The sequence below is a fragment of the Chryseobacterium sp. C39-AII1 genome (assembly GCF_039672645.1).
In the GTDB taxonomy this organism is placed as follows: domain Bacteria; phylum Bacteroidota; class Bacteroidia; order Flavobacteriales; family Weeksellaceae; genus Chryseobacterium.
On the sequence record NZ_JBDFPQ010000002.1, the window covers coordinates 498,284 to 513,929 of the forward strand.

Below are 15,646 nucleotides of genomic sequence, written 5' to 3' on the forward strand. Positions count from 1 at the left end.
TTAAAGTGATTTTAGGTTAAATTTAAAAAAGATTTTCCAAAGCGCTTTATGATTCGTGTCGTTTTTTTAGGAATAGTTCTAAATGGCAACCACTCAGAATGAAAAATCTACGGTTCAGCAAGAAATATTTAGCAGATGAAAACTTTAGGTATAATTTTGAATCGAAAATTAAACCCATGAAAACTCAAAGACAACAACTTCTGCTTCTTATCGCTTTCTTTATTTTTAGTTTGAATTTTGCGCAGACCAAAATTTCGGGGAAAGTCAGTTTTAGAAATAAAGGGATCAGTGAAGTCAATGTCACGTTGAAAGACACCTACGATGGCGCCACAACCGATGTTAACGGTAATTTCTCTTTTGAAACCTCAGAAAAAGGAAATCATCAGCTTATTTTTACGCATCCGAAATACATAGAAACAGAAAAATCAATTATCATTGAAAATCAGGAAGTTTCTGTAAATGCCGACCTGAAAGAACAAATAAATGAAATTGATGCGGTCGTGGTTTCAGCGGGTTCTATTGAAGCTAGCGATAAAAAGCGAGCAACGGCACTTTTAACGCCTATCGATATTTACACCACGGCTGGTGCAGACGGACAGATTTCTTCGGCTTTAAACTATCTTCCCGGCGTTCAGAAAGTCGGTGAAACGGAAGGTTTGTTCATTCGCGGAGGAACAGGTACCGAATCTAAAATTTTTATGGATGGCAGCTTAATCAATAATTATTTTTCTAATTCTATTCCCGGAATTGCGGGGCGAGACAGATTCAATACTTCACTTTTCAAAGGCAATATTTTTTCAAGTGGCGGCTATTCTGCCTTGTACGGTCAGGCACTTTCAGGTGCTTTGATGTTGGAAAGTCTAGATTTACCGGATCAAAGTTCTTACGATTTCGGGATTTCGCCTATCTTTTTAAGTGCCGGTTTTCAAAAACTGAGTGAAAATAAAAATCATTCTTACGGAGCGACTTTAGGATATTCTTTGTTGAGTTTGATGCAAAAGGTTATTCCTTTTAATACCGATTTTGTGGATGCTCCACAAGGTTTGAATGGTGATTTTAATTTCAGGATCAAAACAAAATCTGGTGGATTTTTCAAATATTACGGAATGTACAATTCCAACAAAATGGGTGTGAAAACGCCAAGTCTTGAAGAGGATAATGCATTTAATCTGATCAGGTTAAAAGGTAAAAATACCTATCATAATTTGTCTTTTAAGCAAAAATTCGGGAAATATTTATTCAATGCAGGAGCATCTTATTCTTACAATCAATCTGATTTGAATTTTTCCACAGAAAAAAATGAAACAGAAGGTGAAAAATCAAAACTGTTAAATGATGGTAATTATCTGAATTTCAAAGCGGTTTTAGAAAGAAAGATGAACAAGATTAGTGCGATTCGTGGTGGTTTTGAATTAAATAATTCAGATGAAAATCTTGATTTTCAGCAGGTCAATAAACATTATCAGGATTTGATTTCTGCCGTTTTCGTGGAAACAGATCTTGGGTTTAGCAATCGTTTTTCAGCAAAATTAGGCTTGAGAGCTGAACATTCTTCTTATCTCGATAAAAGCAATATTGCCCCTCGTTTTGCCTTGGCTTATCGCTTGGCGAAAGACTGGACGACTTCTTTTGCGTATGGATTATTTTATCAAAATCCTGAAAGTAAATATATTAACGAACCTTCCAATTTAGATTTTCAGCAATCTCAACATTATATTTTTCAGGTTCAGAGAAGTTCGGAAGGTAGAAGTTTGAGGCTGGAAGCATTTTATAAAAAATACGATCAGCTGATTAAAACATTCACCATCAATCCTCAGGAAAACCAACATCAGCAGGTTCAATCTGCGTTAAATAATGCCGGATTTGGTTATGCAAAAGGGCTTGAACTGTTCTGGAGAGACAAAAAAACATTTAAAAATATAGATTACTGGCTCAGCTATTCTTATTTGGATTCTAAGCGCGATTTTATGAATTATCCGATGAGTCTGCAGCCTAATTTTGCTTCTAATCATACGTTGTCTGCTGTTGCGAAACGTTTCATTCCTGAATGGAAATTAGGAGTAAATCTTTCTTATACCTATGCAAAAGGCCGACCTTATTATGATATAGCAACAAAAATGGAAGGAGATAAAATGATTAATTTCACTCGAAATGAAGGTTATTTAAAAGATTATAATGCCTTGAATTTCAGTCTGAATTATTTACCCAATTTAGGAAAAAAAGATGCTAAAGCGTTTACCATTTTTGTCTTGAGTATTTCCAATATTTTAGGTTCGAAAAATGTTTATGGCTACAATTTTTCTCAAAACGGAAGGAGAAGCGCTTCCGTAGTTCCGCCTGTGAATACTTTTGTCTTTATCGGCGCATTCATCAGCTTTGGAGTAGATAAAACCGAAGATGCCATCAATAATAATTTATAAAAAACGGATTCTATTCAACTAAAAATTTATCTTTATTTAACCCAATATCAACTTTAAAAAATTAGAAAAAATGAAAAAATACTTCTTAACTTTTGCTTTAGGTTTGATGAGTTTAACAGCTTTTGCTCAGTCTAATTACGAAAAAGTAATGGCTGAAAAAATGGCTAAACTGGAAGCGTGTAAAACCACCGATGAATTTCAGGCATTAGCCAACGATTTCGACCGAGTTGCTAAGAAAGAAACCACGCAATGGCTGCCTTCTTATTATGTCGCGTTTTCTTATATTCAGAAAGGCCGGCTTTTGATGAGGGAAGGCAAAATGACCGAACTTTCGGTTCAGGCAAATACTGCTTTCAATTATTTAGATCAGGCGGAGAAAATTGCCGGAAATAACAATTCTGAGATCCATTTGCTTAAAAAAATGGCATATTCTCTAAAAATGATGGAAAATCCTGCCGAAAGATACATGACGGATGGCGCGAAGGCAATTGAGGAATTAAAAACTGCCGAAAAGCTGGATCCGACCAATCCGAGAGTGTTTTTGATTAAAGCAGAAGACACCTATTTCACTCCTGAGCAATACGGGGGAAGCAAGACAAAAGGTCTGGAACAGTTTAAAACAGCGTTGGATAAATTCAATGCTTTTAAACCTAAAACATCGCTGGATCCCAATTGGGGAAAAGCGGAAGCAGAATATTTCCTGAGCCAGAATTCAACAAAATAATCATCAAATAATAACTAAACCTTCCAAAAGTGAAGGTTTTTTTGTACCATTCAGGCTTGAAAATTGACTGTTCGGTAAACATTTATTTTTAATACTTTTATTTTAAACTAATTTTGAATCAAGAAAATCAATCATGAAACGTAAGCCTATCATCGTATTACTTTGGGTATCACTGGGAACAAGTTTGTTCTTCTTCCTGTTTTTCAATAAAGAGAAAACGATCATAAATTTTCTCATAACATTTGCCCTTTCAGCAATGTATTCTTTTGTTTTGGGCTTAGGAAATTATTTTATCAATGATTTTTTAAACAGAAAATTTCCTTGGTCTGAAGAAACCAGAAAACGATCTATTTTAACGATTCTTTTCCTGGTGGTCGGAAATTTTATTATGGTCTATTTCTGTAATTATATGAATTATGTGGTGATTCAGAAAGTGGCAACGGCAAGCGAGTTTTTCTCCAGCAAATACAATACTACCAATTGGTTTATGCTGAATGTTACGTTACTTATTTCTGCTTTTCTTCACGCGAAAGGCTTTATGGAAGAACTGAAAAAGACCTCCAAAAAAGAAGTGGTAGAGCAGAAATTGATTGCAAAGTCTGCCAATGCACAATTTGAAAGCCTTAAAAATCAGCTAGATCCACATTTTCTTTTTAATTCGTTGAATGTTTTAAGTTCGTTAATTGATGAAAATCCGAAACAGGCGCAGAAGTTTACTGCCTCAATGTCAAAGATTTACCGATACGTTTTAGAACAGAAAGATAAAGAATTGGTAACGGTTGAAGATGAACTTGAATTTGCTAAAACCTATTGCGATTTGCTTAAAACAAGGTTTGAAGACAGTGTAGATTTTATTTTTGATGTCAGAAAAGAAGATTTTCGCGAGTTTGTAGTTCCGTTGTCATTACAATTGTTGCTGGAAAATTGTATCAAACATAATTTTGCGACTTCTTCAAAACCATTAATGATTAAAATTTATTCTGAAAATAATACACTTTGCATAGAGAATAATCTACAAGTTCGGGAGCAAATAAAAGAAAGCTCAGGAATCGGTTTGGCGAATATTGTTCAGCGCTACGCTCTGCTTACGAAAAGGAATGTTTTCATTGAAAAATCTGAAGATTATTTTAAAGTGAAACTTCCGATATTAGAAAGTAAACCCAATACTGTCAGCATAAAAGCTGAAGATCAAGATAAAGCTTATGAAAGAGCTCAGAAAAGAGTAAAAGAAATCAAAAGTTTCTACGGAAACCTTATATCGTACTGTATTGTTATTCCTTCTTTGATTATTATTAATCTTATTACAAGCCCCGGAAATATCTGGTTTGTCTTTCCGATGTTGGGTTGGGGAATTGGTCTTGCAGCGCATGGAATGAGTGTTTTTGCCATTGGAAAAAATTGGGAAGAAAAGAAAATCAGAGAAATATTAGAAAAACAAAACAGACAATAAAAATACATTAAAATGGAAAATACTAATGAAAATGAAATCCGCTACAAAGCAGCTGCTCGGAGAGTAAAAAAAATCAAGAACTTTTATGTTTTTACATTCGTTTATTTCGCTGTAAATCTTTTTATCCTTTATCTGAATTATTCTGGATTAAAAGAAGGAGAAAGCATATGGCAATTAAAATATTTCTCATTGCCATTCTTTTGGGGGATCGGTTTAATCGGCTACGGAATGAATGTTTTCTTTTCAGGGTTTATTCTGGGAAATAACTGGGAAGAAAAAAAGATAAAAGAACTGATGGAAAAAGATAAATAATATTCAAAATACTAAGAAAGTCAGGAAGAAGAAATTTTTCCTGACTTTTTTATTTTTAAAATATATAAACATTTGATATTGAGTGATCTGATGAATGAATATAAACCTCACAGGTTTCAAAAACCTGTGAGGTTTGAATATGTTTACGGATAAACAAAACATTCATCTTTTCATTGAAATAGGATTTTTACCATTCGGTAATCATATTCTACCGTTCGGTCATATAAAATTGATTTGAGGGTGTTTCTTGTCCTACATTTGTCTCAACAAAAACAAACAACTTAATCTTAAAAATAAAAATTATGGAAACGTATACAAACAAAGAATCAATGGCTTACGAAAAAGCAGCGAAAAGAGTAAAAGAAATCAAAGGATTTTATGGAAATCTTACTTCATATTGCCTTGTAATTCCTTTTTTGATTGTTTTAAATGTGATAACATCTCCGGGACATTTATGGTTCTTTTGGCCAATGTTAGGTTGGGGAATCGGATTGGCTGCACACGGAATCAATACTTTCGGAATCGGAAAAGATTGGGAAGAGAAGAAAATCAAGCAGCTGATGGAAGAAGAAAGAAAAAACGCTAAGTCAATTTAATTAAAAACTAAAAAATTACAATCATGGAAATTCTTCACAACAATAAAATGAACTATCGAGAAGCTCAAAAGCAGATGAAGCAAATCAAAGGATTTTACATTCATTTAACAGTGTATGTTTGCGTTAATCTTTTCATTATCGGTTTGCAGGCAATTGATTTAGATCAAAATGAACAATTCTGGAGCTGGGATCTGTTAGAACTTCCTGCCATTTGGGGAATCGGGCTTGGTATTCATTGGATGAGCGTTTTCTTACCCACTTTTGTTTTCGGAAGAAACTGGGAAAATAGAAAAATTCAGGAACTGATGAGTCAGGATATTAAAAATTCAAAATCACTTTAATCAATTATTATTAAACCATTAAAAATTAATACAATGAACTATTATCAAGCACAAGAAAGAGTACAGCAAATAAAGAAGTTTTACAAACATCTTCTTTGGTTCGGAATCGTTGCCGCGATCATCTACGGAAGAGATATTTTCAGACACGGAGAAATTAATCTTTCTTTATTTCATGGATCTTTCATTCTAACCATTTGGGCTATTATTTTAATTGTAAAAGCGGTAAAATTATTTGTTTTGAACTCAGCATGGGAATCGAAAATGATTCAGGATGAAATGAAAAAATCAAAAGATCCGATTCAATTTTAAAAATTGATCTATTTTACCTAATTTTATTCGAAATTTAAACTAAAAATCAGGAGCTCAATGATAAAAACGGTCATTATTGAAGACGAAAAACCGGCTTCAAGGAAATTAGAAAGAATGCTTAATGAATTTCCTGAAATAGAAGTGGTTGCGAAAATAGAATCTGTGGAAGAAGGCGTACAATGGTTTTCTGAAAATGAACATCCACAACTTATTTTTTCAGACATAGTTTTAGGCGATGGTTTGTCATTCGATATCTTTGAGAAAGTTCCTACCAAAGGTTTCATTATTTACACCACAGCTTTTGACCAATATACTTTAAAAGCATTTAAGCTAAACAGTATAGACTATCTTTTAAAACCAATTTTAGATGAAGATTTGGCGGGAGCTATTGAGAAATTCAAGTCTTTTTTGCCTTCAGATAATTCGGTGAGCTCGCAGGAAATTAAGCAGTTGATTAAGAAAGACAAATCTACACTTTCAAGAATTTTAGTTAAAATTGGATATAATCTTAAAATTGTTCAGACGCAAGAAGTAAGCTGTTTTTTTAGCGAAAACAAGATTGTTTATCTTCAAACTTCGGAAAGAACGTATCCTTCAGATTTCACATTGGATGAGTTGGAAGATGTTTTAGACGAGAAAAAGTTCTTTCGTGTGAACAGGCAATTCATCATTAATTCAGATTATATTAAAAATATTCATACTTCGCCTAATTATAAAGTCGATCTTAATTTTCAGCCGCAGGAAGAAATTACCGTCAGCCGAGATCGTGTGAAAGATTTTAAAGATTGGTTGGTAAGTTAATGTGAATAAAGATGATAGAGAAAAGATGAAAGACTTTAAAACCTTTCATCAAGTGTAAACTAAAAACCATCAACCAAATCACTTATAATCAATACGGTTAGCCTCTGTATCTTCAAGTTGTTTTAGAATAGATTTTGGAATTTCTTCGCTATCAATCGGAAAACTTAAAGAATCAGAAATAAACGTTTTTCGGTCTGCTTTCTGGAAGATTTCGAAAAGGGCAATCGGCTCTTGATTAAAACTAATACATGTACTTATAAAATGCAATTCATGGAGCTTATATTCTGGATTTTTCAGCTTTTCCTTGATGTCTTTTATCCTTGAAATAAAATGACGCTGGCGAATGAACGTGTTGCTGTTCATGATGATAAAAACATAGTCGGCATAAGAAGTTACTTTGCCAAAATACTTATGACGGTCGCCGCCACTTCTTTCGATGAAATATTCGCCTGAAGTTTCGGATTTGTAGATTTCCGTGGCAGAACGCCAGATACGGTCTTCTTTTGCCTGTAAAGGGTTTTCAGGAAGATTTCTGTTATAAGAATACCAACAGCCAACCAATTTATCCAGCAATTCTGTATTCTGTTTTACATTATTCATCTCAATTCTTAGATCATTAAAGTTGAATGATTCGGTATTTGAATTGATGAAATCGATGTAATTAGAATATCCTAAAACTTTGACGATCAGGCTTAATTTTGCCAAATTGGGTTTACTTAAAATAGCATTTTCGTTTTGATCATACTTTTTTAATTTATTGATAATCAAATGTTCATATAAATAGTTTGAACCTAATACGTCGGGTTCTTTTTTTATGTTCTTTTCTGAATTGTCGTTGATAATTAATTCGTTCAATTCTGCAACAATGTAAGACCACTCTGTTTTTGAAACATCTTCCCAATGGTGTTTTTTTAAGAAATGCTGACACAGAAAATTCATTAATTTTTCCAGATGCTGAATGTCTTCTTTTTTCATACTAAAATTTCATAAGACTAATTTAAGATTATTTTGAAACTAAAAAAGACTGTTGTAAGACTTTTATATTCTAAATTCAAAAGATATTTGAGTAGAAACTAAAAGTTAAAACAATGGAAACAAAAATCGTATTACAAAATGATCTGCTTTGGAAGAGACTTCAGGGGTTTTCTTTAGACAAAGCCAATATCAATTTTCCTTTCTCAAAAAAATTAGCAAAAGAAGAAAACTGGACTGAAGATTTTACCGCAAAAGCGATAGAAGAGTATAAAAAATTCGTTTATCTCTGCTGTATTTTACCAAATGGTGCTTCACCCAGCGAAATTGTAGATAAAGTTTGGCACATGCATCTCATCTATACTCAGAATTACTGGGAAGAATTTTGCCCCAATATTTTACAGCAAAAACTCCATCATCATCCTTCAAATGGTGGACAAAATGAAAATGAAAAACACAAAAACTGGTTTTCAGAAACGCTGACAAATTATGAACAGATCTTTCAGGAAATACCGCCTCACGAAGTTTGGCTCACTAAAAAAGAACAGCCAAAACGTAAAAAATTCTGGCTCAATAGCTTTAAAATCCTGTCAATTTTATCGGTCTTCTTTATTTTAAGTTCCTGTTCAGATGGAATAGATAATTTATTGACTGTGATTTCAATAGCCGGACCTTTTATTTTCGTGATTATATTTTTGATGTCTAAAATTTTTGGAGAGGATAATAATAAAGATCGTCATAAAAATGACAATGGTTCTTCCGGAAGTTGTGGCGGGAGCTCATCAAGTTGCAACAGTTCATCTTGCGGAAGCAGTTGCGGCGGAGGTTGTGGAGGATGCGGTGGCGGAGATTAATTCAAAAATAGAAATTATGAAAAAGATAATCATTCACAGTATTCCCGTTTTGATAAGTTTTCTGTGGCTTATTACAAACCATCATTCATTAAATCCGATTTCTTTAAAAGGTCCTTATTTTCTCAAGTTTTATTTACTCCTTATTCTCGGGTTTTATATTTCAATTTTAAGTTTAAAATTCTTTAAAGGGAAACCTTCAAAAACAACCTTTTATTTTATGATCTCGATTTTCATTTTGGGAATCATAAAGTTGATAAAAGGAATCTTTTTAGCAAAACCCGTAGGTTTTTTATCTATAATTATGATTTTTGAACTGTTTGTTCTAGTTATTTTTTTTATAATTAAGCCTAAAAACAGATAATTTAATCTGATAAATGAAAACTTTACAGATCGAGAATGTTAAATATTTATTAAAAAGAAAATATGTTTGTGAAAAATTAAAACTATAAATTAATTGAAAATTATTATTCAGTTTAATGTAACAGATTATTTCCTTATTTATTTTGAATATTAATCCTAAATTTAATATAAAATTTTCTATTTTGAATTAGTTTTTATTTGAACTAGTTCATATTTATTAGCTTATCAATGTTTCTATATTTGCAACGAAAACATAAGGTAATAAAAACAAACGCAAATGATACGTTTAACAACGATGGCAATTTTTTTGTCAGCTTTTTCCTACGCTCAGAGTACGTATTCTATCAACGGAATCGTAAAAGACAAAGATTCCGGAGAGCTTATTTCAGGAGCTGTGATTCGAATAAAGGAACGTCCTGAGATCAATGTTACAACCAACGAATATGGCTTTTATTCTATTTCTTTGCCTGAGAATGATTATACTTTAATCATTAATTATACAAAGCATCGTGAAGCTTCTAAAGAAGTTCATCTGAGTGAGGCAAAAAGAATGGATTGGGATCTTTACAGAGATGATAATGAGACGACCATTCAGGAAGTTGTTATTAATAATCAAAAAAAATCTAAAATGATTTCTTCCCGCAATAAAATGGGCGGTGAGGTGATGGATGTTCAGGCGATTTCTAAACTTCCGGTACTTTTTGGGGAGCGCGATATTATAAAAACATTGCAACTGATGCCGGGAATTACTTCAAGAGAAGGAAATTCTGGATTAAGCGTGAGAGGCGCCAACACCGATCAAAATCTTATTTTACTGGATGAAGCTCCGGTTCTTAATAATTCGCATTTAGCAGGTTTCATTAGTACTTTTAACAGCGATGTTTTGAAAGATGTAAGCATTTATAAAGGGAATATGCCGGCTCAATACGGAGGAAGACTTTCATCCATCATTGATGTGAAAATGAAAGACGGAAACAATCAAAAATTTGGTGTAAACGGAGGAATAAGCACAATTGGTGCGAGATTAAGCGTTGAAGGACCGATTCAAAAAGGGAAATCTTCTTTTTTAATTTCTGCAAGACGTTCTTTTTTTGAATTGCTGATGGGTGGTAAAGACGATAAAGATAAAGAAAATAGTTCTGATACTTCTTCAAATTCAGGTAATGAAAAATTGTACTTCTATGACCTGAATGCAAAGCTTAATTTTCAGATTAATAAGAATAACAGTATTCACTTATCAGGATACATGGGAAGAGATGTGATGAAATTTGATGATATGGAGACTAATTGGGGAAATAAAGTAGGATCTCTAAGCTGGAACAGCATTGTTTCGGATAAATTATTCTCTAAAACGTCTCTTATTTTCAGTAATTACGACTACAGATTTTTACTTAATGATAATGATGTAAAGTTTGATTTAAATCCCAACATCAGAAACTTAATGATGAAGCAGGATTTTACCCATTTTGTTAGCCCGAAACATTCATTAAAATATGGTTTTCAGATTTCTAATTATTATTTCAATACCCCTAAAATTTCAAAAGAACTTGAATCTGCTTTCCTGAAAACACCAAGATCGATGTGGGAAAATGCGGTTTATATTAATGATGATTTCAAGGTTTCAGATCAATTATCATTTAATTATGGTATAAGAGCATCTGCTTATAATTCTAAAAGTAAAGGTGAAGAAAAGTTTCAGGAAAGTGGTAAAACGAACATTTTTATAGAGCCTAGATTTATGGCTACTTATGATTTTAACAATTCAAACAGTGTAAATTTCAGCTATGCCAGAAATACTCAGGGTATACAAACTCTTACCTCTAGTAGCGGCCTTCAGCTGAATGATATCTGGATTAATTTAGCCAAACCTCAGGTTTCGGATCAGCTTAGTCTCGGTTATGCAAAGAAATTAAAGAAAGGATACGAAATCAATGCTGACATTTATTACCGAAAAATGAAAAACATTGTGGATTACAGAGACGGTTTGGATGTAAATGAAGCTTTGTTTGAAGGAGATTTTGAGAAAAACTTATTGTTTAACGGAATAGGAAGAGCGTATGGACTTGAGTTAATGGCTAAAAAAACGACAGGTAAATTCACAGGCTGGGTGTCGTACAGTTTGTCCAAATCTGAAAGAAAAATTGAGGGAATAAACAACGGAGACTGGTACAATGCCACGTATGATAAAACACATAATTTATCATTAGTAGGTAATTATGAATTAACTCCTCGATGGACGTTTTCGGGTGCCTTCGTGTACGCTACCGGAAATGCCACAACGTTCCCAATCTCAAAATATGCTTTAGGAGATCAGCTAATGCTGGAATATGGGGCGAGAAACAGTAACAGAATGCCAGCATATCATAGATTAGATATAAGCGCAACGTATGACTTTAAGAAAAAGGGAAGATTTGAAAAATCGTTGACTTTCAGTTTATATAATGTCTATGGAAGAAGAAACCCATATTATCTTTCTTACGAAGCAGATAATAAAAACCAAGGAGGTATTATTTCAAAACAAGTGGTACTTTTCAGATTGGTACCAAGCGTAGGTTTTAACTTTAAATTTTAAAAATAAATACGATGATTAATAAAAAAATATTGTTTTGCTGTTCGCTATTTATGCTGCTTTTTAGTTGTGATGTAGATGATAAAGTAGTAGATATTCCTATGAAAGATGGCAGCGGGAAAATTGTGATAGAAGGAGAAATTACCAACGAAGAAGGTCCTTACGAGATCAGAGTTTCAAGATCGGTGAAAGTCACGAGCAATGAGGAAATCCCTGTAGTAACGAATGCCAAAGTGATTCTTAGTGACAATCATGGCCAAACAGAAGAGTTGGTATATGATCCGAATGACGAGTCTTATAAAACAAAAAACTTTACCACAGCAGAAGGTGATACTTATACACTTTCTGTGACGGTAGACGGAAAGGTCTATCAATCTACAAGTACGATGAATAAATTGGTAGAAATTGAAAAACTGGAGCAGGAAAAAGATAAATTGGATAACAGTACTTTTGTTTCAGTATTTTTTACAGATCCGGCGGAGAAAGGAAATAAATATGTATTGAAAGGCCAGAAAGGAGAGCTAGGTGCAACACAATACAATGTTTATTCTGACGACCAACTTAATGGAGGTACCATTGGATATCCGTTATATGGAAAATTTAATCTAAATAAAAATGATACTGTTTTTGTAGAATTACAATCTGTAGATACTCCTGTTTATAATTATTTCAGAGTACTTTCGAATTTAGGATTAGGAGATTCCGGCGATATTGCAACACCAGCCAATCCTCCAAGTAATATCAGTAACGGTGCTTTAGGTTATTTTTCAGCACACTCTGTTTCGGGAGATTATATTATTATTCAATAATAAAGATACAAATGGTGGAAATAATTCAACCATATTTTATGTAGTTAGATTTTTTAAGTAGCCTGATATTACAGCAATATCAGGCTTTTTTTATTTAAAGTAATGCTTAAATTAAATGTAACTATCATTTTAGTTATCTTTACTTTTTCTAGTACCATATTTTTCAGTAACAATATAAGTCATTGCTACTAAAATAATACTCAAGATGAGATGTGAATTTTCTGGATGCACGATCGCCTGATACAAATTATATCCGAAAACAGCAGATACAACAGCGATTAAAATCTGGTTTGTAAAAGCATACTGGTTTTTTAAAGTAGTTTTCATAATGATGTTTTTTAAATTGTTATTTATCAGGTAAGTATCATCATTCAAAAAATGTTACAGATTTTTTTATTTTATCTAAAAAAAAATCCGAAAATATCATTCCGGATTTTATCATTCTATCTTCTGAAAGGTTTGCCCATCGCTACTTTTCTATCCTTCTCAAAACCATGTCTTTGATATTGCGCATATTGTTCTTTAGATAGAATTCTTCTTAATCTTGCGTCATATTCTCTTTCAGATAGTCGTTCTCTAGAGAGTTCAGCGATTTTTCTTTCCTGCTTATCTGTTAATTTCAATCCTGAAAAACCTCTGTAATTTTGTTGGTGAAATTCTTGTTTTTCATTTCTGAAACCTTCTTTTCTCCCTTGTTGTGCATTGGCAGTGAATGCGAAAAATATACTTAAAGCCAAAACTAATTTTTTCATAATAATTAAATTTTAAATTGATATTGAATTCGTCGTTCTTGCTTTAGATTAAACAATAGATATGCCTGAAAAGGCTTCAAATAATGGCTTATAGAAGTATGAGTTATTTTTATAGATGAATGATAAAATTTAATCGACTAATGGAAATTAAGTTTTATTTAAAACGATTTTACTTCATCATATTTTAGAATTGATTTGAATATATAAACGTGACGAGAAAATAAAAGTTTAATTATAAAATCATTTTTCCTAATTTTAAGTAAAATAATTTTCCAAATTATGCGAATAGAATATGATATAAAACTGGGATTTAAGGACGTAATGTTCCGTCCGAAACGTTCAACATTAAAATCTCGTTCAGAAGTGGATTTAGAAAGGGAATTTACTTTTAAGCACACCAAAAAAAAATGGAAAGGAACTCCGATAATTGCAGCCAATATGGATACGGTGGGAACTTTCGAAATGGCGATAGAATTAGCAAAAGATAAAATTATTACGGCCGTTCACAAACATTATACTCCTGAAGAATGGTCTTATTTTTTAAACAGTCAGCCAGAAGAAATCCATCAATATATTGCTTTAAGCACCGGAACCGGAAAAGCAGATGAGGAAAAGATTAAAACCATCCTCAAAAAACACCCAAAAATCGAGTTTCTCTGTATTGATGTTGCCAATGGTTATTCCGAGCATTTTGTAGAGTTTGTGAAGAACGCAAGAGCTAATTTTCCTGATAAAATTATCATCGCTGGCAATGTGGTAACAGGAGAAATGGTAGAAGAGCTTCTTTTGGTAGGTGCAGACATTATTAAGGTTGGTATTGGACCCGGTTCGGTTTGTACCACAAGGGTGAAAACAGGTGTTGGTTATCCTCAACTTTCCGCGATTATTGAATGTGCCGATGCAGCGCATGGTTTGGGTGGTCATATTATTGCCGATGGTGGCTGTAAAGTTCCCGGAGATGTTGCAAAAGCCTTTGGTGGTGGTGCCGATTTTGTAATGCTTGGCGGAATGTTTGCCGGACATGATGAAAGTGGCGGTGAAATGGTGGAAGAAAATGGTAAAAAGTTTAAACTTTTCTATGGAATGAGTTCTAAAACAGCAATGGATAAACATTCCGGTGGTGTGGCAGAATACAGGGCTTCTGAAGGTAAAACGGTGAAAGTTGCTTATAAAGGTTCGGTTTCAGAAACCGTGAAAGATATTTTGGGTGGCGTTCGTTCTACTTGTACCTATGTTGGGGCTGCAAAGTTGAAAGAACTATCTAAAAGAACTACTTTTATACGGGTTCAGGAACAGGAAAATCAGGTTTTTAACTAAAAGATGGAAGCTGGGAGATGGAGGTTGGAAGTTATGAAGAAAGCTCGTAAACACTTAATAATCAAATACTTCAACTCAATTTTATCAAGTATAAAAGCCGAATCATTGCGATTCGGCTTTCTTTTTTATCTTTAAATTTTAATTCAAAAATTAAGGCATTAACATTCCTCCGTCAACATTTATTGTCTGACCTGTGATATAAGTTGATAAATCGCTTCCTAAGAAAACACAGGCGTTAGCTACATCTTCAGGAGTACCTCCTCTCTTCATAGGGATTCCGTCTCTCCAATATTGTACAGTTTTTTCATCAAGAACTGCAGTCATTTCAGTTTCAATAAATCCAGGAGCAATCGCATTACAACGGATATTTCTTGAACCTAATTCTAATGCCACAGATTTAGTAAATCCTAAAACTCCGGCTTTAGTTGCTGCATAGTTTGCCTGTCCTGCATTTCCTTTCAATCCTACAACAGAGCTCATATTGATGATAGATCCCGATTTTGCCTTCATCATTGGCTTAATAACCGCTTTTGTAAGGTTGAATACAGAATCTAAATTTACTTTAATAATTGTATCCCAATCGTCTTTAGACATTCTCAACAACAGGTTGTCTTTAGTAATCCCTGCATTGTTTACCAAAATATCTATTTGACCAAACTCCGCCATTACATCGTCTACTAATTTTTGAGCCGCATCAAAGTCTGATGCATCAGATTGGTAACCTTTAATTTGAGTTACAGAACTTAAAGCCGCTTCTAATTCTTTCGCTTTGTCTACAGAACCAGCGTAAGTAAACGCCACTTTTGCCCCTTGCTGAGCAAAAATTTCAGCGATTCCTCTACCGATTCCTCTTGTAGCTCCCGTTATTAGCGCTACTTTTCCTTCTAATAGTTTCATATTTCTTGACAATTATTTTCTTTACAACTAACTAGCCTTTTGAAAGTTGGCTAATTTACACTATTTAATTTCTTCTAAAATTAAACGGTGCGCAAAGATATTATAAATTGTTATTCAATACATTTTAAACCATTATTTTAGCAAAACTTTATGACTGTTTTTT

General features: G+C 33.2%; 16 protein-coding genes. 12 read left to right on the plus strand and 4 right to left on the minus strand.

What is annotated here, in order from left to right; genetic code table 11:
- Positions 1-176 precede the first annotated feature (176 nt).
- The 8 genes from ABEG63_RS05155 to ABEG63_RS05190 all read left to right on the plus strand — a co-directional run bounded on the left by ABEG63_RS05155 (position 177) and on the right by ABEG63_RS05190 (position 6,953).
- The gene (locus ABEG63_RS05155) at positions 177-2,420 is read left to right on the plus strand and encodes a TonB-dependent receptor (RefSeq protein ID WP_346583471.1); all 2,244 of its coding nucleotides are present in this window, start codon (positions 177-179) and stop codon (positions 2,418-2,420) included.
- Between the two features lie 70 nt (positions 2,421-2,490).
- Entirely contained in the window at positions 2,491-3,144 is a 654-nt protein-coding gene (locus ABEG63_RS05160; RefSeq protein WP_346583473.1) for a hypothetical protein, read from the plus strand.
- Positions 3,145-3,277: 133 nt separating this feature from the next.
- Entirely contained in the window at positions 3,278-4,594 is a 1,317-nt protein-coding gene (locus ABEG63_RS05165) for a 2TM domain-containing protein (protein WP_346583474.1), read from the plus strand.
- A 12-nt stretch (positions 4,595-4,606) separates the two neighbouring features.
- Positions 4,607-4,906, plus strand: coding sequence for a 2TM domain-containing protein (locus tag ABEG63_RS05170; protein ID WP_346583475.1), 300 nt, complete (start codon positions 4,607-4,609; stop codon positions 4,904-4,906).
- A 302-nt stretch (positions 4,907-5,208) separates the two neighbouring features.
- The gene (locus ABEG63_RS05175; RefSeq protein ID WP_346583477.1) at positions 5,209-5,502 is read left to right on the plus strand and encodes a 2TM domain-containing protein; all 294 of its coding nucleotides are present in this window, start codon (positions 5,209-5,211) and stop codon (positions 5,500-5,502) included.
- A gap of 23 nt (positions 5,503-5,525) precedes the next feature.
- Positions 5,526-5,843 carry a 2TM domain-containing protein gene (locus ABEG63_RS05180; RefSeq protein WP_346583478.1) on the plus strand — a complete coding sequence of 106 codons (318 nt, stop codon included), beginning with the start codon at positions 5,526-5,528 and terminating at the stop codon, positions 5,841-5,843.
- A gap of 33 nt (positions 5,844-5,876) precedes the next feature.
- Positions 5,877-6,152 (plus strand): 2TM domain-containing protein, encoded by a 276-nt coding sequence (locus ABEG63_RS05185; protein WP_267403611.1) that lies wholly within the window; start codon positions 5,877-5,879, stop codon positions 6,150-6,152.
- Positions 6,153-6,209: 57 nt separating this feature from the next.
- Entirely contained in the window at positions 6,210-6,953 is a 744-nt protein-coding gene (locus tag ABEG63_RS05190) for a LytTR family DNA-binding domain-containing protein (RefSeq protein WP_267403613.1), read from the plus strand.
- A 78-nt stretch (positions 6,954-7,031) separates the two neighbouring features.
- Here ABEG63_RS05190 and ABEG63_RS05195 read toward each other — a convergent pair whose 3' ends face one another.
- A complete protein-coding gene (locus ABEG63_RS05195; RefSeq protein WP_346583481.1) occupies positions 7,032-7,928 on the minus strand; it encodes a hypothetical protein in 897 nt (298 codons plus the stop codon).
- Positions 7,929-8,041: 113 nt separating this feature from the next.
- On the opposite strand from ABEG63_RS05195, the gene ABEG63_RS05200 reads away from it, so the two are divergent.
- The 3 genes from ABEG63_RS05200 to ABEG63_RS05210 all read left to right on the plus strand — a co-directional run bounded on the left by ABEG63_RS05200 (position 8,042) and on the right by ABEG63_RS05210 (position 12,517).
- Positions 8,042-8,779 carry a hypothetical protein gene (locus tag ABEG63_RS05200; RefSeq protein ID WP_346583483.1) on the plus strand — a complete coding sequence of 246 codons (738 nt, stop codon included), beginning with the start codon at positions 8,042-8,044 and terminating at the stop codon, positions 8,777-8,779.
- Positions 8,780-9,416: 637 nt separating this feature from the next.
- Positions 9,417-11,711, plus strand: coding sequence for a TonB-dependent receptor (locus tag ABEG63_RS05205; RefSeq protein ID WP_346583485.1), 2,295 nt, complete (start codon positions 9,417-9,419; stop codon positions 11,709-11,711).
- An 11-nt stretch (positions 11,712-11,722) separates the two neighbouring features.
- Positions 11,723-12,517, plus strand: coding sequence for a DUF4249 domain-containing protein (locus ABEG63_RS05210; protein WP_346583487.1), 795 nt, complete (start codon positions 11,723-11,725; stop codon positions 12,515-12,517).
- 129 nt (positions 12,518-12,646) lie between these two features.
- Here the strand turns inward: ABEG63_RS05210 and ABEG63_RS05215 are convergent, their stop codons facing one another.
- Together ABEG63_RS05215 and ABEG63_RS05220 are read right to left on the minus strand one after the other, a co-directional pair.
- The gene (locus tag ABEG63_RS05215) at positions 12,647-12,844 is read right to left on the minus strand and encodes a hypothetical protein (RefSeq protein WP_346583489.1); all 198 of its coding nucleotides are present in this window, start codon (positions 12,842-12,844) and stop codon (positions 12,647-12,649) included.
- A 116-nt stretch (positions 12,845-12,960) separates the two neighbouring features.
- Positions 12,961-13,269 (minus strand): hypothetical protein, encoded by a 309-nt coding sequence (locus tag ABEG63_RS05220; protein WP_346583492.1) that lies wholly within the window; start codon positions 13,267-13,269, stop codon positions 12,961-12,963.
- Between the two features lie 279 nt (positions 13,270-13,548).
- Between ABEG63_RS05220 and ABEG63_RS05225 the strand changes: the two genes are divergently transcribed.
- Complete coding sequence (locus ABEG63_RS05225; RefSeq protein ID WP_346583494.1) at positions 13,549-14,586, plus strand: GMP reductase; 1,038 nt, start codon at positions 13,549-13,551, stop codon at positions 14,584-14,586.
- A gap of 150 nt (positions 14,587-14,736) precedes the next feature.
- On the opposite strand, the gene fabG is transcribed toward ABEG63_RS05225, so the two are convergent.
- Positions 14,737-15,483, minus strand: a complete 747-nt coding sequence (gene fabG / locus ABEG63_RS05230) for a 3-oxoacyl-[acyl-carrier-protein] reductase (RefSeq protein ID WP_267403625.1) — start codon at positions 15,481-15,483, stop codon at positions 14,737-14,739.
- Positions 15,484-15,646 lie beyond the last annotated feature (163 nt).